The following is a 16,265-nucleotide window of genomic DNA, read 5'->3' as shown; positions in this document are numbered from 1 at the left end:
TCGGACGAGCCAGTGCGCGGGCCGATCCTCTCTGCGGTAGGCCAGCGCAGTTGAACCCCGCCAAAGATGGGGGCGACTAAACGCCATGGCCGCATTCTTTGCAGAACTGCTGTTCGAACTCGTCGGAAGCCTCATTGGTAGCTGGCTGCGACAGGCCGTGGTCGCCATTTGTGCGTGGTTGGACACGAAGATTCACGGCCGCGCTGCACGCTTTGTCGTGGGCGGCCTGCTCGGGATCGCCGCCTATTTCATTATTCCTGTTATCGCCGGGCTGCTGGGTCTCTGATGCCCTCCGTGAAGACGAACCTCATCATCGCACTGGTCATCGGAGCGCTCGTCTCGGGGGTGCTCCTTGCCATCGAGCCGCTGACCGACTTCGCTTATCTTTCGCTGGAGTGGCCTGGCATCACCGTCGCGTACTTTTTCTGGGGCGCGATCGGGGGACCGACCTTCGTCGGCATCGCCATTTCCTGGCTCGTGAATGCGCTCGCCTATGGCTTCGGTGCTTTCGCCATTCTCAGCGCTGTAAAGGTGCTGAGGGAGGCATGAAGCGCTGGCTTCAGAGGCTCGGGAAGGTGGCGCGGGTTGCCGCCCTTTGCGGCACCGTCGCGTGGCTTGTGCTTCTGACGAGCTCCCCTCAAGCGCCTGATGCGGCTCATCCCGAGCGTTACGCGCACCGGCACGACGTCAGGTATGTGAGCGAGGGGATGGAATGGGCTCTCCAAATCCTGCTCGGCGCGTCGTTCACGCTGGCCATGGTGGCGTTTGGATGTCACTTCGCGACCAGGGACATGCGGGAGTGAAATAGCCCGGCGGATTTCGTGGCATCATTCCGGATCATGCTCTAGCGCCTTGATCCGTCCTTGCCGCGCCGGGCCTCCTCGGCCTCGTCCACGAGCGTCAAGGCGGCGCCGTCGTAGCTCAGCCTCAAACCGCGGCCGACGATCCATATCCAACCCTCGCGGGCGTCCTTCGTTGGCTGGGCGTTGAACTGGTCGGAGATCGATTTGACGGCGGCGTCTTGCGGCCCCGGATTGGTCAGCTCCGCATGGACGCGCCAGATCGGATGCCTGGCGTCAACTGCGTCGCTGTCGATCGTGACCTTGGCGCCATCGACTGCGCATTCGAGGGTGTAGGTGTCGCGAAGCTGGCGGCAGCGGTAGCGGCGTTGCGTGATGACCTTGCTGGTCTCCTCGGATGTCATCCCGGGCGAGAAGCCGAGGATGTCGGACTTCTTCACATTGGCCAGCGATGCGGGCTTCAGAAAGTCCGGCTGAATCGCCACGAGGGCGGCAATGGCAACAACGATCAAGCCGGCGACAACAATGGCAATCTTCATCAGCCCCTCGCGAGAAACATCCGACCATACAACAGCCGGAGCCTTCTGCCAGTCGGGCCTGGCGTGATCATGATGGGATCGACGCGGCGACAGTGCGCGCAAATTGACAATGGCCGCGCCGCCTTGTGGGGAGCGACGCGGCCGCGAAGCAAGCCGTACAGGAATTTCGGCTTACCTCATGTTGCTGCGTGTCTTGGTGCCGCCCTGGTCGCTGCCGGGGCCGGAGCCGCCCTGGCCCGATGCGTCGGGCCGCACCATTCCGCTACCGCCCATGCGGTCGCGGCTCATCCCCGTCGTGCCCGTGCTGGTCGAGCCCTTGTGCGTCTTGGTCATGCCGGGCTTCTGCATGTTGTCGGACTGCGGGGCGGGGCCGGTCTGGGTCTGGGCGAGGGCGGAGCCGCACATCAGGCCGACGGCCGCGGCGGCAATGAGGATCTTCTTCATCTCGAACTCCTGGTTGGTTGTGTTGGCCAACGGGAATACGGAGGCCGCGTTCCTAACGGGACCTTCAAGCGGAAGAAATTCTTCGGGAGGTTTGTGGACACCATTTTGGGGCGACCTTCGAAACCGCCTTTCACACGCCGGCTCGCTGAGGTATGTTCCCTGCGAGCCGCCAACGAGGTGTGCCGAAACCTCGTCAGTACCTGGCGGCGTTTATGCCCACGGCGGGCAATGTACTCCATCTATTTTAGCCCAGCGTCGCGACGATCAGCTCGTCACGATGCGCGTCTTCATTTCAGAACGGAGTAAGCCACATGCATTTCTGTCTTACAGGGCAATACACGCCGCGCTCTCTCAATGCCATTTTGGAAAATCCCGCGACCGATCGCCAGGAAGCGGCGCGGAAGCTGATCGAGGCGGCCGGCGGAAAGCTGGTCTCGATGTACAGCGTCGCGGCCGACGGCCCCGGCGTTCTCGTGATCTTCGACGTCCCTGATCCCAGCGCGGCGCCGGCGATCTCCGGCCTCACGGTCACCGCGGGCACCTTGCAGAACGTGAAGCTGACGCGCCTGTTCACGCAGGACGAGATCAAGCAGGTGCGGCAGAATGCAGCCAAGTTGCGCTCGTCCTACAGCGCGCCCGGCAGCTGATCGTTCGAACTGCCTCCACACCATGCGAGGCCGCCGACCGCCGCATCGAGCGGCGGTCTCGCGAACTCATTCTCAGTTCTGCCTCGAACGCTGCGCGCGCCCGCGCGGTAGGACGCGCCGCAGCTACGCGGCCATCCGTTGCGCGACGGGGGTCGTCAGGTATTTGAGCGCTTTCGCATGCTCGAGATCGGGAACCGCGATGGCCGTGTGGCTGTAGATCGCATGGGTCCGCGATGTCGCGATCCTGTCCAGGATCTCCTTGCCCTTGATCACGTGCAGGCCCATGCCTTCCGCGGAGGGGAAGATCGCCAGCACCACGTCATAGGCCGCAATCACGGCTCTCAGCGCCTCGGCCTTGTCCTCGGCGACATCGACAAAAACGCGAACATCGGCTGCGAGTTCACGCAGCTCATCAAAATCCAGCACTGTGGGGTACTCCAACGCAACGATACCTAATGAATCTTGGATGCGTTGGGTTACTGAAGTCTCAACAACACGCCTCTCATCACAAGTTTCATGCGATCTCCCGCCAGCGCATCGGAAGCGCGCCGTTCTCCCTGAAACTGCCGAGGAAGGCGAAGCGATCGGCTTGCGGATTAGAGCCGGGCTCGATCGTCATGCCCAGGATCTGCACGATTTCGGTCTCATCATAGGCGGGCCAGGCCGGCAGTCCGGGCCCGTTGGGATTGCCGCGTGCGGCAAAATTCACCCAATAGCTCATCATCGTCTGCGACAGCGCCAAGTCGGACTCGGCCGGCGGCGCCGTGCTGCCGACGATCTGCTGCGGTGTCAGCGTGCCGAACATGAAGGGGATCTCGGTGACATGCGAGGCGATCGGCGTGTAGGGCGAGGTGTAATTGAAGTGGTAGCCGTAGGTCGGCGCACGGCTTGCGCGATGCAGCCGCAGCCATTGCCAGCATTGCTCGCCGATCACCATGTCGCCCGTGAGCGCGGCGGCGGACGACTTGGCCTCGGCGTCGGTGTCGGCAGGATAAAGCCTTAGAAAATCCGCAAGGCGGGCCCTGCCGAACATCGCTTCGGCAGCAGCGCGAAAGGCTTGCGCGGATTGCGCAGGGAGAGATCGCGCCATGAACGGGAATTCCTCCGCGCCGTTCCAGCCGGCCAGCAGCGGGATGTGCATCTGTTCGCCGTGCAGGAAGCGTCGCGCGGGCACATCCGGTATCACGTGGCGATCAATGCTCGGTGAGAAGGCATCGGCGACGTGGTCGCGCGCAAAACTCCAGGGCGCGGCGGCCATCAACTGATCGGCGGGCAGGGTACGCAAGGCTGCGATCGATGCGTCGGCTTGCCGGCGCGTGAAGGCGAGGCCGCGTGCGCGGGCTTCGTCGAAACTTTGCAACGGGCCATGGCGGCCATCCCAGAACGCGCCGCTCTGGCCGATGGCTTTGTGGAAGAGGCCATGGGCGAGCGGCGAGGCCATCAGGATTCCGACGGCCATGGCGCCGGCGGATTCGCCGAACAGGGTGACGTTGTCAGGATCGCCGCCGAACGCCGCGATATTGGCCTTCACCCAGCGCAGCGCCGCGAGCTGATCCTGCAGGCCGCAATTGCCTGATGGCGCTTCTGCATCGAGATCGGGATGGGCGAGGAAGCCGAGGACGCCGAGGCGATAGTTGAAGCTGACGATGACGACGCCTTTGGCCGCCAACAGGCGGCCGTCGGTGGCGGGGTTGGCCGAGGAGCCGAATTGAAAGCCGCCACCGTGGATCCACACCATCACCGGCTGCTTCTCGTCCACCTCTGTCGCAGCGGTCCAGACATTGAGCGTGAGGCAGTCCTCGCTGCGCGGGCCGGGGCGAGGATCATTCTCGAGCGAGGAGAGACATCCCGCGCCGAAGGTGAGCGCATCGCGCACACCCTGCCAGGGTGACGGCGGCTGCGGTGCGCGCCAGCGCAGCGGCCCAACCGGCGGGGCGGCGTAGGGGATGCCCTTGAACGCCAGCACGCCGTTTGCGTCGCGCTCCCGGCCACGCACATGACCGGCCTGAGTGCGAACGAGCGCGCCCAGTTCGGCGGCTTTGGGGACGGTGAGGGCGGGCACGGTCGCATCTCCTGTTCGGGGCGACCTTGGATTTATCGATTTTCCCATTGGATGAATTTGCGTATTATCGCAACTGATCGTCAAAAACAGTCAAAGATGCGACAGCCGCTTCGTTATCCCTGGCTCGACCTCGATGTGGACGACCGGTCCGCGCCGGTGATTGCCGTGCGCGTCGATGCGGACGGGACCAAAGGCGAGGTGCCCGATCACAGCCATCGCAAGGGGCAGCTGGTGGTCTCGTTTGGCGGCGGCGTGACCTGCCGCGTTTCTGATGGCCTGTGGATGGTGCCGCCGCATTGCGCGGTCTGGATTCCGGGCGGCATGGCGCACAGCAATCGTGCCACGGCGAATGCGCGGCTGTTCTTCGTGTATGTCGAGCCGGAGCTGGTCGATCTGCCGGACCGCTGCTGCACCATTTCGATCTCGCCCTTGCTGCGCGAGTTGATCATTGAGTTGTCTGACGGCGCGCAGCATGACGAGGCGAGGCGGGAGCGCCTGATCGGCGTGCTGCTCGGCGAGCTGCCGCGCATGCCGGTGCAGCAGCTGCATCTGCCGCTCTCCGACGAGCCGCGCTTGAAGCGGATCGCCGCTGCGCTCGCGGACAATCCCGCAGACCGTCGCACGCTGGCGCAATGGGCGGGCCAGCTCGCGCTCAGCGAGAGCAGCCTTGCGCGTCTCGTGGCGAAGGAGACCGGGCTGACCTTCGGACGCTGGCGCCAGCAACTGCATCTGATCGTCGCGATCCGCGAGCTCGCCGCGGGCGCGAGCGTGCAGCAGGTCTCGGCCGCGCTCGGCTATGAATCGGTCACGGCCTTCATCACGATGTTCAGGAAGGCGCTTGGCAAGCCGCCGGCGGCGTATATCAACAGCGTCGCCCGCGAGCAAAAAGTGACGGGATTCACGTGAAACTGCGGCTTGCGTTTTCGGGCTCGATAGGTTCTAAGCCCGGTGACTTCCTGACCGCCGGCATGACCACGAAGCGCGCTGCGCGGTTTTGTCATGTGCCCGGCAGAGTGACCTCAACGCTCACGCCCACCCAATTCAGAAGGATTCCAGACATGGCGAAGATGACCAAGACTCAGTTGATCGATGCGATTGCCGAGGGCACGCAGCTCTCGAAGAACGACGTGAAGTCGGTCATCGAGTACATGGCCACCGTCGGCTACAAGGAGCTCAACGAGTCCGGCGAGTTCGTTATTCCCGGTTTCGTGAAGATGTCGGTCGTGAACAAGCCGGCGACCGAAGCGCGGATGGGCGTCAATCCCTTCACCAAGGAGCCGATGCAGTTTGCGGCCAAGCCGGCGAGCAAGTCGGTCAAGGCCTCGCCGCTGAAGGTGGCCAAGGACGCCGTCTGATCCGGCGCTCGCGCGCCGCTTTGCGTGCCCAAAGCCCCGTTCCGATGGATTCGGAACGGGGCTTTCGCTTTTTGATTTGAAGCGCAGGCCGGCCTCGCGCCGTCCATAGAAAGCGAAAACCCCGCCTGGGGGAAGCGGGGCTTTCTGGTGGGGGAAGCCTGGGGGAAGCTTCTAATAGTTAGACGCGCCAGCCTGCCAAAGGTTCACGGTCTGACGAAGAGATCGTGCTCGGCGACTGCGATCGCGAACAGCCCGGCGAGCGCGAGGATCACCCACGCACGTGCCGGCCGGCCCGCCGAGGGCGTTTTGAGGCTTGCCGCAATAGGGGCCGGCGGCGAGGCCGATCGGGATCTTCCGCTCGCAGAAGTCGCAAATCATTGCCCGCTCCGAAAAAGAAAAACCCCGCGCGATGCGCGCGGGGCTTTCCAAACTGACGGCGTTGGGATTTCAGCGCCTGGCCGTCAGTCATACCTCGAACTTAAGGTTGAAAATCCAAAAAGCAACAGCGCCGCGGTGACGGAGTATGTTCGTCAGGCGGCGCTGCGTTGTTGACTGGGCGCTGAAATCCCCAGCCTTCATGAGTCTGCGCAGCGCCTGGAAGGTTCAAGAGAATTGCGCGGAAATTGCGCACGAGGGCTGGACATTATGTTCTCTGTTTGTTCTAGTTGAGTCACTTGGAGGTGACTCATGACCGTCGAAAAACAGCGCGAAGTGATCCGGCTCTGGAACGAACTCAGGAAGGTCGAAGGCCCCGCTGCGGAAGAGCTCCGCATCCAGATCCTCGAATGCTTTTCCGAGAAGGGCAAAAGCAAGCGAGCGGCCTGAAGGACGTTCGGCCGACATCGACGACATCCGGCAGGCGCGCTCGCGTTCTCGTGGCGCGTGCTTGATCTGATATCGCCGAGGCGCGGGCGTTGCGCTTGGCTCTGCTCTCGCCGGTCGCTTAGGAACCATCATTCTGCACCAGCGTTCGCGCAACATGACATGCCCGCGATGCGCCAGGCCGATGACGGCGAGCTCGGCCAACAGCTTTCGATGCGAACCCTGCCGCGAGATCATCATCGTGTTCGCGGTCGTCTCGACATTCGTGCCGCCGAAGTCATCTGGCGCCGATGCAGCCGCGCCGCGCAACTTCATCGATCGTTAGGAAACGTTGCGCGCTGATTTTCTCGACTCCGATTCGTTCTTCGAGAACGAAATGGAGTCGGATGCAGAACAAGTCGCGGTTGCCCGAAGCCGATGCGAATGCCGAGACCGTTCATCGGTGCTGCATGTGGCGCGGCGAACGCGCTCGGGTCGCGATGACCGGCCATTCGCGCGCACGATCCACATCTCTTGTTAAGGGTTGCTCCGCGCCGGTTTCTTCGATTCCGATTCGTTCTTCGAGAACGAAGTGGAGTCGAATCTGGAACAAAGCCGGACGGCGAATGCAGGTCGATCACCAACGAGCCCGCAGTGCAACGGCGCCGGCGCGATTTCCTAACGAAAGCTTGCGCGCAAGCCGATAACCCTATTCGGTTAGGTTAAAAGCCCAATCGCGTTGCGATCGCCGCGCACTGGAGTAGATATCTCGGAAAGACAAGCAAGAAACGGCTTCGCCAAGAAGCAACTTTTCCAAGATCGACTCCAAGATCGACGTCATGACGCCTTTTTCAGAACCGTCCTTTTATCAAGGCGATCGGCACACCTACCGGCGGGTCGCCATCGTCGGCTCGCTGTTCTGCCTCGCTTTCGTGGTGATCAGCTTCTCGCTGCGGCCGCAAGCCGAGGACATCCGCCTCGCGGTCAAGGCCGACAGGCTGGTGCGCACGGCGGGCCAGGCGCCGCGCGCCAATTAGCGCTCGTCGGTGCGGCTCGGGTCGGTCGCTTGCGCATCGCCGCACGAAGCGCCGCGGGTCGCAAGCGCCACGAAGCCGGCGAAGCCGGACAGGTTGAGCAGAACTTCGAGCCAGGCGGGCATGTCGGGCCTCGCTTTTCGTGAAGACAACCTCAACGTGCGCGAGGGCCACTTGTTCCGCGCCGGCGAAAAAATCCCGGTTAGAGCCGGGATGTGGGGTCGAGCCGCCGGCCGAGGGCCGCGACAGATTCGGATGAGGGCTGGTCCTTGAGGAACTCGGCGATGGCCCGCGCGAGCTCGCCGTCGCTCATCGGCGTCGGCGGCGGGCGCAGCGCGCCGACACCGAAATTGCGCACGATCTGTTCGTAGTGCTGATCATCGGATTTGGGAACGAGCCTGCGGATGCGGGCCAGCAAAGCGGATATGGGCAATCTTTCCTCCCTGGTATCCGCCCCGCTGGCAGCAATTAGCGTCTGCTGCCATTTGCTCCCGTGGAACTGAAAACCCCGCCAGCATCGCGGAGGATACTGACGGGGCTTCCGTGCTTTTGCCTCTACCGGATAGCGGAGGCTCTGCACTTGCAGATTTAATACCGATGAAGAGATTTCGTTCCGCCTTCGCCGCCATTTTTTTGACAGCCCTCGGTTCCGCCGCGCGCGCAACCATCGCAGGCGGCCCGCGTTGTGTCCCCTGTTGCGAAGGAGGAGACCATGAAGAAGACACTGGCAGTTCTCGCCACCGTCGCAGCCGTCGGCGTGACCGCGGTCGCGGCGCCTGCGCCTGCCGAGGCGCGCGGACGCGGCATCGGGCCGGGCCTCGCATTCGGCCTTGCCGCCGGCGCGATCACCGCGGGCGCGGTCGCCGCGTCGCATCCGTACGGCTATTACGGTCCGGGCTACGGCTACTATGACGGGCCGGGCTATTATTACGGACCGGGCCCGTACGCCTATGACGGCGGACCGTACTACCGGCGCCACTACTATCGCCACTGGTAAAGGTTCAATAACGCGAAAAGCCCGGAGCGATGCTCCGGGCTTTTTTTCATGCGTATTGATCAGACGTGTCTTACGGCCAGAGCGAGGGCCGTTCCACCTTGCGGGCATTCTCGAGCGTCGACACGAAATACTCTTCGCGTTCGCGCTTGAACTTCTCCTGGGTGGCACGGAAGGCGGCGACACGGGCGGCGATCTCTTCGCGTTCGCGGATCTTGCGTTGTTCGTCTTCGGTCATGTCCATCCCCTCTGTTCGCACTTGGACTTTGTCTACGGGACTCTGTCTACATGCGGACTCACGCGCTGCCGCCGCATCGCGCGGTGAGTCGCATTCACATATGCATTGGCGCTTCTGATTGGGGCGTCAATGGGGAGGCGGCATTGCAGGATTGTGATAAGCGACGGGCGGAAAAAAATTGCCGAGCGCACGTCTCTCCGCGCGTTTTGTTCGCCGTGGATAAGAGCGTCAGCAATCTTGTCGCTTGGTTGCGACGCAGCTAGCGAACGGCAGCCTGACGCGCGCCGAATCTGCAGCAGGGCAGGGCGCGCCTGACGAGACGACGGCAACGTCCGGCGCGGGGCATGCTATAGAGCCATGCACGAAAGTCAGGATGGCTGGCCCATGATCGCATCAGATCTTCGCAGCGGCGTCGAACGGCTCGGCGACATGATCGCCGAAGCGAGGACCATCGTGCCGTTCACCGGAGCCGGCATCTCGACCGAATGCGGTATCCCAGACTTCCGCTCGCCGGGTGGAATTTGGACGCGCTACCGCCCGATCGAGTTCGGCGAGTTTGTCGCCAGCCAGTCGGCGCGCGACGAATCCTGGCGCCGCCGCTTCGCGATGGAGGAGGTTTTTGCGGCGGCCAAGCCCGGCCGCGGCCATCGCGCGCTGGCATCGCTCTACCGCGCCGGCAAGGTTCCCGCGATCATCACCCAGAACATCGACAATCTGCACCAGGCCTCGGGTTTCGCCAGCGAGCACGTGATTGAGCTCCACGGAAATACCACCTATGCGCGCTGCATCGGATGTGGGCAGTCCTATCAGCTCGACTGGGTGAAGCGACGATTCGACGAAGACGGCGCCGCACCCAACTGTACCGTGTGTGACGACCCGGTGAAGACGGCCACGATCTCGTTCGGCCAGCTGATGCCTGAGGATGAAATGCAGCGCGCAACCGAGCTGTCGCAGCATTGCGACCTCTTCATCGCGATCGGTTCCTCGCTCGTCGTATGGCCGGCGGCCGGCTTTCCGATGATGGCGAAGAACTCCGGTGCACGTTTGGTGATCATCAATCGCGAGCCGACAGAGCAGGACGACATCGCCGATCTCGTCATCCGCCACGACATCGGCGAAACCCTCGGGCCCTTCGTCGGTAATTGAGGCGTTAGTTTGATTCGCGGCTGTGCAAGCTGTTCATAGGTCCCGGCGAATCTCTTTTTTGTCTATGCGTCGCAACCGGGAGTGTTATCTTTTGAGTCGAAAGATTCGCGTCGCGTCGAATTGAGAACATTCTCTTAAGACGCGTGATTCGAGCGCCGCCAATGTGGCGGGTTGCATGGCAGTGTGGGGTCCGGGGTTATGGGGTCGTCGGACGGATTTGAGTCCAAGAAGCTTGGAGTTCCCGGGCAGGGCACTTTGCCGGGGCGGTTGACGCCGGGCGAGCATGGCGGCGCTGGCCGCGACACAGCGCTCAGTCCCTTCACCGGATTGGGCGAGGCCAGCGCCAACCTCGTCGAGGTGACCGGCGTCATCAAATGGTTCGACGCCTCCAAAGGCTACGGCTTCATCGTTCCCGACAATGGCTGGCCCGACGTCCTCCTGCACGTTACCGTGCTTAGGCGCGACGGCTTCCAGACCGCCTATGAGGGCGCACGCATCGTCGTGGAGTGCATCCAGCGCGCCAAGGGCTACCAGGCATTCCGCGTCGTCTCGATGGACGAGTCGACCGCGATCCATCCGGCGCAGATGCTGCCGCCGCGCACCCACGTCACGGTCACGCCGACCAGCGGGTTGGAGCGGGCCCAGGTCAAATGGTTCAACCGGCTGCGCGGCTTCGGCTTCCTGACCTGTGGCGAGGGCACGCCCGACATCTTCGTGCACATGGAGACACTGCGCCGCTTCGGCATGACCGAATTGCGCCCCGGCCAGTATGTGCTGGTCCGCTTCGGGCCCGGCTCCAAGGGCATGATGGCGGCCGAGATCCATCCCGAGACCGGATCGCCGGGCCTGCAGTCGCACTAAGGCGCCAGTTCCCGCAATCGTGAGCAGAGGCGCGCTGGCTGGCCAGCGCGCCTCTGGCTTTTGTGATGGTCGCCGCGTAAGGACTGGTTCAGTCTCACCCGCCTCGAGTACCATCCCATGAACTTTGATCGAAAGGCCGTCTGGTCCATTGCGAGGGGCTGGCTGGTCGCCATCCTCGTCGCCACCTTTGCCGCCGCAAGCGCACCGGTCCGCGCCGCCAGCTTCCAGCCGCTCGAGATCGTCACCAAGAACGGCGTGCAGGTGTTCTCGGTGGAGATGGCGACGACCGAGGAGGAGAAGCAAACCGGCCTGATGTACCGCAAGGAGCTGGCCGACGGCAAAGGCATGCTGTTCGACTTCAATCCCGAGCAGGAAATCTCGATGTGGATGAAGAACACTTATGTCTCGCTCGACATGATCTTCATCCGAGCCGACGGCCGCATCCTGCGCATCGCAGAAAACACCGAGCCCTTGTCGACCAAGATCATCTCGTCCCGGGGCCCCGCCCGGGCGGTTCTGGAGGTGGTGGCGGGAACGGCGCAGAAATACGGCATCCGCCCCGGCGACCGTGTCGGCCACCCGCTGTTCGGCAGCAAATAGGGTCGCCCAAGAGGGGCGTTGCCAGCCTTGCTGGCGCCGGTTTGTAAGCTTGCTGACGCCTTTGGAAGCGTGTATCGACGGGGCTCGCCGGACATTCGGGGTATAGCGCAGCCTGGTAGCGCGGCAGTTTTGGGTACTGCAGGTCGTTGGTTCGAATCCAGCTGCCCCGACCAGTCCCGGTGTCGATGCCTCGAAGCGAGGGCCTGACGGCCCGCTAGCGTCTCTTCAGAACAGCAGCCAATCGACGAGCCGCCAGGCAATCCAGGCGAGGGTGCCGATCCAGCCCAGCATGACGATCCCCGCGATGCCGAGGCCACAGAGCGCGAACAGTGAGCTTCCGCTCTCCGGTGCCTCGGAGAGTTTCTCGGTCGTATCGATCTGGCTCACTGCGCCCCCTTGCCTTGCGGCCTTCTCTTCATTGGTCTCTGCTCGGTCGAAGAAATTCACCGGCCGCGCTCCAGCTCACACGGACGTGAGACGAGATGACTATCCATCCATGAGGGCGCGCGTTGATCGCAGCCGCGCAGATCTCCCGGACAGGTGGGAAGAAGCTGCAACGCGCAGGGCGGCGTTTGGTTGCTGCGGTCGGGGCGGGAAAATGTCCGCGGCGCCGAATTTTTCACGCCTCCAGCGCCTGCTTCGCCCGCCCGCCGCGTTGAAGCAGAAGGGTGGCTACGCAACCGGCGTTGCGCCCGAGGCTCCCCAGGATGAGGTCTTCATGTCGATCATTGCATCGGCCAGCGCGGCGGTGACGGCGACGCCGTCGACCGCTACGGCGTCGTCCTCCGCGGCATCTTCGACATCGGCGGCTTCGTCGAGTTCGACGTCATCGACGTCGGCGACATCCTCGTCGCAATCGGCGGGCGGAAGCTCGGAATCGGGAGGCGGTGGCAGCTCGGCCAAGACCATCGTCAGCGAGGTCTCGATCACCATCGACGGAGTCACCACCACCACGATCACCTATTCCGACGGCACGACGGAGGTCGAGACGTCCGCGAGCTCGCAAGCCGGTCAAAGCGGTCAGGCCGGGCAGACCTACAACGCCCAAGGCGCACTCGGCGCCAATCCCCAGATTGCATCCGCCAGCGCGTCCAGCGCCAGCGCTGCGGTCTAGCCAGGTTGATCGCCGACGCAGGGCAGGCGGCATCCTGATGGTGTCCTCAATCGCGCGCGAGCGGCATGTCCGAAGCTGGCCAAAGCCTTGGCGGTCATTGTCCGCATCGCACGACTTCCGCGCGATTTTTCAAGGCATTGGCGAGGGCCATGGGGCGCAGAATTAGCAAAGATTCATCGAACCTTTGGCTTGTCGCCACAGACAAATCAGTGTTGGGGATTTCAGCGCCCAATGCCTAAACGGACGCCGCCAAGCGATGATATTCCGCTTGCGCGGCGTTGCGCTTTTCAGACCCAACGCGATCAGCTCGACGCGTGCCAGCCGGGCGGAAACGGCACGAATGGCCAGACCATCTGATTGTCGTTGGCGGGCTTGGGCGGCTCCTGAACCGATGTCCGGAGCAGCGGGGCAGGCGGCATCGATCGCACCGCCAGGCGCAGACATGCACACTGCAAGTTCATTGCGATCGCCCCAGCCAGCAAGTCATTTTTCAAAATGCAATGTCAGTTCAAAATCGCCACGCGTCCAAAACGGCGCGCTCATCTCAAATCGTCCGCATTCTAGAAAAGCCGGCGCCGGCTTTCAACCACTCCGGCCATCCGTCCGTGGCAGGTAAGGTTGATCGGTTAGGTTAAGGGCGAGCGGTTGTTGCGGCCGCCTCAAGGGGCGTTATCAGATCGGTCCCGGCTCGCGATGGGCTGCCTGAAATCCGTGCTCACACAAGATCACAGTTCGTCGCGGCGCGCGTATCCTGTGAGTTCTGCGTCATGTCTTTCGATCGCAACTTCAAAACCGTCAGCAAGCAGTCGAGCTGGACCGAAATCTGGCATCTCTGGACCGTGATCATGCCACGCCGCTCGATCAACGGGCAGCTCGTCTACGGCAAGGTCTGGCGCCGGCACGACGGCCGCGACTGGATCTACAAGAAATTCACCGAGTTCGACGGCGAAGAGGCGGCGTAGCTGCCGCCTCTCTCAGGCGGCCTTCGCCTCTGCTGCCGGCTTGGCCGGCGGCGGCTTCAGCGGCTTGTCCTGCTTCTTCGACCACGAGATGTAATAGGCCACGGTCGTCATGATCGCGATGCCGGCGATGCTGACGAAGAGCTGCGCGAACAGCGAGCCCGAGCTCATCGACAGTTCGAAATGGCCGACGAAGGACAGGAACACGCCGACGCAGAACACCGCCAGCGACTGCTGGCCGCACACGATCAGCGGGTCGAACACCTTCCATTCCAGGCCCGGCCAGTCCTTCGGCACGAAGCGGATCACCAGGATCACGATCACGACGAAATGCAGGAAGCGGTAGGGCGCAAGGTTGGTCTTGTCGTTGGGGTTGAAGGCCGAGAACAGCCATTCCGGGAACATGCCGCCGAAGGTGGGGAAGCGGCCGGCCATGGTCATGACCAGCGCGAACAGGAGATAGCCGAGGCAGAGCCACAGCGTGATCGGCGAATTGATCAGCGTCATCGAGCGCCGCGCGCCGCCCATCGAGCACCAGGCGCCGAACACGAACAGCACCTGCCAGCAATAGGGGTTGAAGTACCACTGGCCGGCCGGATAGGCCGTCAAATTCCAGCCGAAATGACGCGCGGCGAGCCACAGCACGATCGACAGCGCCATCGTCAGATCGGGCTTGCGCAGCATGAACCACAGCACCGGCGGGAACAGGCCCATCAGCACGATATAGAGCGGCAGCACGTCGAGATTGAGCGGCTTGAAGCGCAGAAACAGGCCCTGGCGCAGCGTCTCGGTCGCATTGTCGACGAGGCCGGCGACGTTGAACTCGTTGATCATATCGGAATCGCCGAAGCGCAGCGCGAGATAAGAGATCGAGGCGATGTAGATCACGAACAGGATGATGTGGGCGACGTAGAGCTGCCAGACCCGCTTGGTGAGCCGGGTGGCGCCGACGATGAAGCCGCGGTCCAGCATCATCCGCGCATAGACGAAGGAGGCGGTGTAGCCGGAGATGAAGACGAACAGGTCGGCGGCGTCGGAAAAGCCGTAGTTACGCGTGGTGATCCAGTTCACCACGTTGTCGGGGATGTGGTCGAGGAAGATCGCCCAGTTGGCGACGCCGCGAAACAGGTCGAGCCGGAGGTCACGGCCTTTCTCGGGCAGCGTGGCGTTGATGTTCAGGAAGGCCATGCGACGGGAGCTTTCGGAGGGGACGGATACGCGGGCGTCAGCGAGGCAGTGCCGCCGGGCGGGATCCCGGCGCGGAAGGCGGGTACGCAATTGTCACGGTGCAGCATAATGACTATACCGTCGGAGAGGGTTACCGGGGGGCCGGAATCACCAATCAGTTCCCGATCGGTGTCTCTATACTATCCCTGAGGTTTCCACCAACTGCCACCCTGACGCAGCGAAATCGAACGAAAAGACGAGGCCCGGACCACCCATGACCGCACGCATTTTCAAGCCCGCCAAGAACGCGATGCAATCCGGCCGGTCCAAGACGAAGGAATGGCAGCTCGACTACGAGCCGGAGCAGCCGCGCTCGGTCGAGCCGCTGATGGGCTGGACCTCGTCGGGCGACATGAAGCAGCAGATCACCCTGCGCTTCGACAGCAAGGAAGAGGCGGTCGCCTATTGCGAGCGCAAGGGCATCGCCTACCAGGTCATCGAGCCCCAGGATTCGATCCGCCGGCCGGTCGCCTATGCCGACAATTTCTCGTTCCGCCGCGGCGAGCCCTGGACGCATTGAGGGGCGGCACCCTCTCGTTCCGTCAAGCCCGGGCCCGTCCCTCCTGCGGGGCCGAAGCCCCTTTCGCGAGGCGAAGGCCCGGGTATCTGCGTTCTTGGGACCGCATGAGCCTGGCCTGCATAGTTCGAGACGCCCGCTTTGGCGGGCTCCTCACCATGAGGGTCTGATATCTTGCCGCGAAGCGTGACCTCATCCTGAGGGCTCGCCGGAGGCGGGCGTCTCGAAGGATGGCCGGAGGTAAGCTTCCCGCCACGCTTTTCCGGCCGCGGCGACGCTTAAGGTGGTTGGCACCAAATCCGCCCCGTGCTTCGCTGCCGCGCATGACACGACCATGGCGAGGTGGGGGATGGCGGGGCGTGACCAGCTCGACGGCGTCGACCTGAAGATACTTTCCGAGCTGCAGCAGGACGGGCGGGTTCGCAACAACGAGCTGGCGCTGCGTGTCGGCGTCTCCGCGCCGAACTGCCTGCGCCGGCTGAAATCGCTGTTCAGCCGCGGTGTGATCCGGGCGGTGCGCGCTGTCATCGACGAGCGGCTGCTCGGCTACGAGGTGGTGTCGTTCGTCTCGATCCAGCTCGGCAGCCAGGCCCAGCCGGTGCTGGAGGCGTTCGAGAGCTCGATCGCCGCGATCCCGCGGATCCAGCAGTGCTGGCGGATCTCGGGCGACACCGACTATCTCCTCAAATGCGTCGCGCCGAGCGTCGAGAGCATGCGCCAGCAGCTGCTGCATTTCGCGGCCATGCCCGACGTCAAGAACGTCCGCAGCTTTCCGGTGCTGGGCGTCGCCAAGGACGTGCCGCTGCCGCTGCAAGAGGCGGCGGTGCCGGCGAGCTAGCGGATTCGATCTCTATTTCATCGGTCAGCGATTTCACAAAAGCCGAAGTATTATACATGATTAACTCACCTAACTGTGACATGTGATTT

The 16,265-nt window shown here is 63.2% G+C and carries 26 protein-coding genes and 1 tRNA gene; 16 read left to right on the top strand and 11 right to left on the bottom strand.

Translation table 11 applies throughout. The features are described 5' to 3' along the window. Window positions 1-85 precede the first annotated feature (85 nt). From QA649_RS24890 to QA649_RS24880, 3 genes are read left to right on the top strand one after another with little or no spacing between them, the layout of a single operon-like run. Window positions 86-286 carry a hypothetical protein gene (locus QA649_RS24890; RefSeq protein WP_283019508.1) on the top strand — a complete coding sequence of 67 codons (201 nt, stop codon included), beginning with the start codon at window positions 86-88 and terminating at the stop codon, window positions 284-286. Further along, on the top strand, window positions 286-549 hold the full coding sequence (locus QA649_RS24885; RefSeq protein ID WP_283019507.1) for a hypothetical protein: 264 nt from the start codon (window positions 286-288) through the stop codon (window positions 547-549). Before QA649_RS24890 ends, QA649_RS24885 begins: the two co-directional genes overlap by 1 nt. Further along, complete coding sequence (locus QA649_RS24880; RefSeq protein ID WP_283019506.1) at window positions 546-803, top strand: hypothetical protein; 258 nt, start codon at window positions 546-548, stop codon at window positions 801-803. The genes QA649_RS24885 and QA649_RS24880 overlap by 4 nt, the downstream gene beginning before the upstream one ends. Window positions 804-844: 41 nt before the next feature. Here QA649_RS24880 and QA649_RS24875 read toward each other — a convergent pair whose 3' ends face one another. Further along, complete coding sequence (locus QA649_RS24875; RefSeq protein WP_283019505.1) at window positions 845-1,339, bottom strand: hypothetical protein; 495 nt, start codon at window positions 1,337-1,339, stop codon at window positions 845-847. 171 nt (window positions 1,340-1,510) lie between these two features. Further along, window positions 1,511-1,783, bottom strand: coding sequence for a hypothetical protein (locus QA649_RS24870; RefSeq protein ID WP_283019504.1), 273 nt, complete (start codon window positions 1,781-1,783; stop codon window positions 1,511-1,513). A gap of 311 nt (window positions 1,784-2,094) precedes the next feature. Between QA649_RS24870 and QA649_RS24865 the strand changes: the two genes are divergently transcribed. Beyond that, window positions 2,095-2,430: a GYD domain-containing protein gene (locus QA649_RS24865; protein ID WP_283019503.1), complete on the top strand. Its 336-nt coding sequence runs from the start codon at window positions 2,095-2,097 to the stop codon at window positions 2,428-2,430. 123 nt (window positions 2,431-2,553) lie between these two features. Here the strand turns inward: QA649_RS24865 and QA649_RS24860 are convergent, their stop codons facing one another. Beyond that, window positions 2,554-2,856 (bottom strand): hypothetical protein, encoded by a 303-nt coding sequence (locus tag QA649_RS24860; RefSeq protein ID WP_018641797.1) that lies wholly within the window; start codon window positions 2,854-2,856, stop codon window positions 2,554-2,556. Between the two features lie 88 nt (window positions 2,857-2,944). Beyond that, a complete protein-coding gene (locus QA649_RS24855; protein ID WP_283019502.1) occupies window positions 2,945-4,492 on the bottom strand; it encodes a carboxylesterase family protein in 1,548 nt (515 codons plus the stop codon). Window positions 4,493-4,588: 96 nt separating this feature from the next. Between QA649_RS24855 and QA649_RS24850 the strand changes: the two genes are divergently transcribed. Both QA649_RS24850 and QA649_RS24845 read left to right on the top strand, forming a co-directional pair. Beyond that, window positions 4,589-5,398, top strand: a complete 810-nt coding sequence (locus QA649_RS24850) for a helix-turn-helix transcriptional regulator (RefSeq protein WP_283019501.1) — start codon at window positions 4,589-4,591, stop codon at window positions 5,396-5,398. A gap of 152 nt (window positions 5,399-5,550) precedes the next feature. Then, window positions 5,551-5,847 (top strand): HU family DNA-binding protein, encoded by a 297-nt coding sequence (locus tag QA649_RS24845; protein ID WP_018323108.1) that lies wholly within the window; start codon window positions 5,551-5,553, stop codon window positions 5,845-5,847. A gap of 603 nt (window positions 5,848-6,450) precedes the next feature. Here the strand turns inward: QA649_RS24845 and QA649_RS24840 are convergent. Continuing rightward, window positions 6,451-6,984, bottom strand: coding sequence for a hypothetical protein (locus tag QA649_RS24840; RefSeq protein ID WP_283026254.1), 534 nt, complete (start codon window positions 6,982-6,984; stop codon window positions 6,451-6,453). A gap of 503 nt (window positions 6,985-7,487) precedes the next feature. On the opposite strand from QA649_RS24840, the gene QA649_RS24835 reads away from it, so the two are divergent. Continuing rightward, window positions 7,488-7,685 carry a hypothetical protein gene (locus QA649_RS24835; RefSeq protein ID WP_018641804.1) on the top strand — a complete coding sequence of 66 codons (198 nt, stop codon included), beginning with the start codon at window positions 7,488-7,490 and terminating at the stop codon, window positions 7,683-7,685. On the opposite strand, the gene QA649_RS24830 is transcribed toward QA649_RS24835, so the two are convergent. Beyond that, window positions 7,682-7,807 carry a hypothetical protein gene (locus QA649_RS24830; protein ID WP_283019500.1) on the bottom strand — a complete coding sequence of 42 codons (126 nt, stop codon included), beginning with the start codon at window positions 7,805-7,807 and terminating at the stop codon, window positions 7,682-7,684. The genes QA649_RS24835 and QA649_RS24830 overlap by 4 nt on opposite strands. A 77-nt stretch (window positions 7,808-7,884) precedes the next feature. After that, window positions 7,885-8,100 carry a hypothetical protein gene (locus tag QA649_RS24825; protein WP_283019499.1) on the bottom strand — a complete coding sequence of 72 codons (216 nt, stop codon included), beginning with the start codon at window positions 8,098-8,100 and terminating at the stop codon, window positions 7,885-7,887. Window positions 8,101-8,394: 294 nt separating this feature from the next. Here QA649_RS24825 and QA649_RS24820 point away from each other — a divergent pair, with 294 nt between their 5' ends. Then, complete coding sequence (locus QA649_RS24820) at window positions 8,395-8,679, top strand: hypothetical protein (protein WP_283019498.1); 285 nt, start codon at window positions 8,395-8,397, stop codon at window positions 8,677-8,679. A gap of 70 nt (window positions 8,680-8,749) precedes the next feature. On the opposite strand, the gene QA649_RS24815 is transcribed toward QA649_RS24820, so the two are convergent. Beyond that, a complete protein-coding gene (locus QA649_RS24815) occupies window positions 8,750-8,920 on the bottom strand; it encodes a hypothetical protein (RefSeq protein WP_018641808.1) in 171 nt (56 codons plus the stop codon). 378 nt (window positions 8,921-9,298) lie between these two features. Between QA649_RS24815 and QA649_RS24810 the strand changes: the two genes are divergently transcribed. The 4 genes from QA649_RS24810 (at window position 9,299) to QA649_RS24795 (ending at window position 11,694) form a co-directional block, all read left to right on the top strand. Further along, window positions 9,299-10,060, top strand: coding sequence for a Sir2 family NAD-dependent protein deacetylase (locus QA649_RS24810; protein WP_283019497.1), 762 nt, complete (start codon window positions 9,299-9,301; stop codon window positions 10,058-10,060). A gap of 198 nt (window positions 10,061-10,258) precedes the next feature. After that, on the top strand, window positions 10,259-10,921 hold the full coding sequence (locus QA649_RS24805) for a cold-shock protein (RefSeq protein ID WP_283019496.1): 663 nt from the start codon (window positions 10,259-10,261) through the stop codon (window positions 10,919-10,921). A gap of 117 nt (window positions 10,922-11,038) precedes the next feature. Continuing rightward, entirely contained in the window at window positions 11,039-11,521 is a 483-nt protein-coding gene (locus QA649_RS24800) for a DUF192 domain-containing protein (protein WP_283019495.1), read from the top strand. Window positions 11,522-11,617: 96 nt separating this feature from the next. Next, window positions 11,618-11,694, top strand: a tRNA-Pro gene (locus tag QA649_RS24795). Window positions 11,695-11,746: 52 nt separating this feature from the next. Here the strand turns inward: QA649_RS24795 and QA649_RS24790 are convergent. Further along, complete coding sequence (locus QA649_RS24790; protein WP_283019494.1) at window positions 11,747-11,968, bottom strand: RNA-binding protein; 222 nt, start codon at window positions 11,966-11,968, stop codon at window positions 11,747-11,749. A 151-nt stretch (window positions 11,969-12,119) separates the two neighbouring features. Between QA649_RS24790 and QA649_RS24785 the strand changes: the two genes are divergently transcribed. Further along, on the top strand, window positions 12,120-12,635 hold the full coding sequence (locus QA649_RS24785) for a hypothetical protein (RefSeq protein ID WP_283019493.1): 516 nt from the start codon (window positions 12,120-12,122) through the stop codon (window positions 12,633-12,635). A gap of 162 nt (window positions 12,636-12,797) precedes the next feature. On the opposite strand, the gene QA649_RS24780 is transcribed toward QA649_RS24785, so the two are convergent. Further along, window positions 12,798-13,079, bottom strand: a complete 282-nt coding sequence (locus QA649_RS24780; RefSeq protein WP_283019492.1) for a hypothetical protein — start codon at window positions 13,077-13,079, stop codon at window positions 12,798-12,800. 323 nt (window positions 13,080-13,402) lie between these two features. Here QA649_RS24780 and QA649_RS24775 point away from each other — a divergent pair, with 323 nt between their 5' ends. Beyond that, window positions 13,403-13,597, top strand: a complete 195-nt coding sequence (locus tag QA649_RS24775; RefSeq protein ID WP_283019491.1) for a hypothetical protein — start codon at window positions 13,403-13,405, stop codon at window positions 13,595-13,597. 12 nt (window positions 13,598-13,609) lie between these two features. Here the strand turns inward: QA649_RS24775 and QA649_RS24770 are convergent, their stop codons facing one another. Then, window positions 13,610-14,782, bottom strand: a complete 1,173-nt coding sequence (locus QA649_RS24770) for an OpgC domain-containing protein (RefSeq protein ID WP_283019490.1) — start codon at window positions 14,780-14,782, stop codon at window positions 13,610-13,612. Between the two features lie 253 nt (window positions 14,783-15,035). Between QA649_RS24770 and QA649_RS24765 the strand changes: the two genes are divergently transcribed. Together QA649_RS24765 and QA649_RS24760 are read left to right on the top strand one after the other, a co-directional pair. Then, window positions 15,036-15,341, top strand: coding sequence for an ETC complex I subunit (locus tag QA649_RS24765; RefSeq protein ID WP_283019489.1), 306 nt, complete (start codon window positions 15,036-15,038; stop codon window positions 15,339-15,341). Between the two features lie 346 nt (window positions 15,342-15,687). Next, entirely contained in the window at window positions 15,688-16,176 is a 489-nt protein-coding gene (locus QA649_RS24760) for an Lrp/AsnC family transcriptional regulator (protein WP_283019488.1), read from the top strand. The last annotated feature ends 89 nt before the right edge of the window (window positions 16,177-16,265 follow it).

Origin of the sequence: Bradyrhizobium sp. CB1717 (assembly GCF_029714325.1) — a bacterium.
Lineage (GTDB): Bacteria > Pseudomonadota > Alphaproteobacteria > Rhizobiales > Xanthobacteraceae > Bradyrhizobium.
This window is presented reverse-complemented; position numbering and strand designations above follow the sequence as displayed.

Coding starts and splice junctions, on each gene's coding strand:
- QA649_RS24890 (WP_283019508.1), top strand. CDS start 86: ATGGCCGCATTCTTTGCAGAACTGCTGTTCGAACTCGTCGGAAGCCTC.
- QA649_RS24885 (WP_283019507.1), top strand. CDS start 286: ATGCCCTCCGTGAAGACGAACCTCATCATCGCACTGGTCATCGGAGCG.
- QA649_RS24880 (WP_283019506.1), top strand. CDS start 546: ATGAAGCGCTGGCTTCAGAGGCTCGGGAAGGTGGCGCGGGTTGCCGCC.
- QA649_RS24875 (WP_283019505.1), bottom strand. CDS start 1,339: ATGAAGATTGCCATTGTTGTCGCCGGCTTGATCGTTGTTGCCATTGCC.
- QA649_RS24870 (WP_283019504.1), bottom strand. CDS start 1,783: ATGAAGAAGATCCTCATTGCCGCCGCGGCCGTCGGCCTGATGTGCGGC.
- QA649_RS24865 (WP_283019503.1), top strand. CDS start 2,095: ATGCATTTCTGTCTTACAGGGCAATACACGCCGCGCTCTCTCAATGCC.
- QA649_RS24850 (WP_283019501.1), top strand. CDS start 4,589: ATGCGACAGCCGCTTCGTTATCCCTGGCTCGACCTCGATGTGGACGAC.
- QA649_RS24845 (WP_018323108.1), top strand. CDS start 5,551: ATGGCGAAGATGACCAAGACTCAGTTGATCGATGCGATTGCCGAGGGC.
- QA649_RS24840 (WP_283026254.1), bottom strand. CDS start 6,984: ATGAAGTTGCGCGGCGCGGCTGCATCGGCGCCAGATGACTTCGGCGGC.
- QA649_RS24835 (WP_018641804.1), top strand. CDS start 7,488: ATGACGCCTTTTTCAGAACCGTCCTTTTATCAAGGCGATCGGCACACC.
- QA649_RS24830 (WP_283019500.1), bottom strand. CDS start 7,807: ATGCCCGCCTGGCTCGAAGTTCTGCTCAACCTGTCCGGCTTCGCCGGC.
- QA649_RS24820 (WP_283019498.1), top strand. CDS start 8,395: ATGAAGAAGACACTGGCAGTTCTCGCCACCGTCGCAGCCGTCGGCGTG.
- QA649_RS24815 (WP_018641808.1), bottom strand. CDS start 8,920: ATGGACATGACCGAAGACGAACAACGCAAGATCCGCGAACGCGAAGAG.
- QA649_RS24810 (WP_283019497.1), top strand. CDS start 9,299: ATGATCGCATCAGATCTTCGCAGCGGCGTCGAACGGCTCGGCGACATG.
- QA649_RS24805 (WP_283019496.1), top strand. CDS start 10,259: ATGGGGTCGTCGGACGGATTTGAGTCCAAGAAGCTTGGAGTTCCCGGG.
- QA649_RS24800 (WP_283019495.1), top strand. CDS start 11,039: ATGAACTTTGATCGAAAGGCCGTCTGGTCCATTGCGAGGGGCTGGCTG.
- QA649_RS24785 (WP_283019493.1), top strand. CDS start 12,120: ATGTCCGCGGCGCCGAATTTTTCACGCCTCCAGCGCCTGCTTCGCCCG.
- QA649_RS24780 (WP_283019492.1), bottom strand. CDS start 13,079: ATGTCTGCGCCTGGCGGTGCGATCGATGCCGCCTGCCCCGCTGCTCCG.
- QA649_RS24775 (WP_283019491.1), top strand. CDS start 13,403: ATGTCTTTCGATCGCAACTTCAAAACCGTCAGCAAGCAGTCGAGCTGG.
- QA649_RS24770 (WP_283019490.1), bottom strand. CDS start 14,782: ATGGCCTTCCTGAACATCAACGCCACGCTGCCCGAGAAAGGCCGTGAC.
- QA649_RS24765 (WP_283019489.1), top strand. CDS start 15,036: ATGACCGCACGCATTTTCAAGCCCGCCAAGAACGCGATGCAATCCGGC.
- QA649_RS24760 (WP_283019488.1), top strand. CDS start 15,688: ATGGCGGGGCGTGACCAGCTCGACGGCGTCGACCTGAAGATACTTTCC.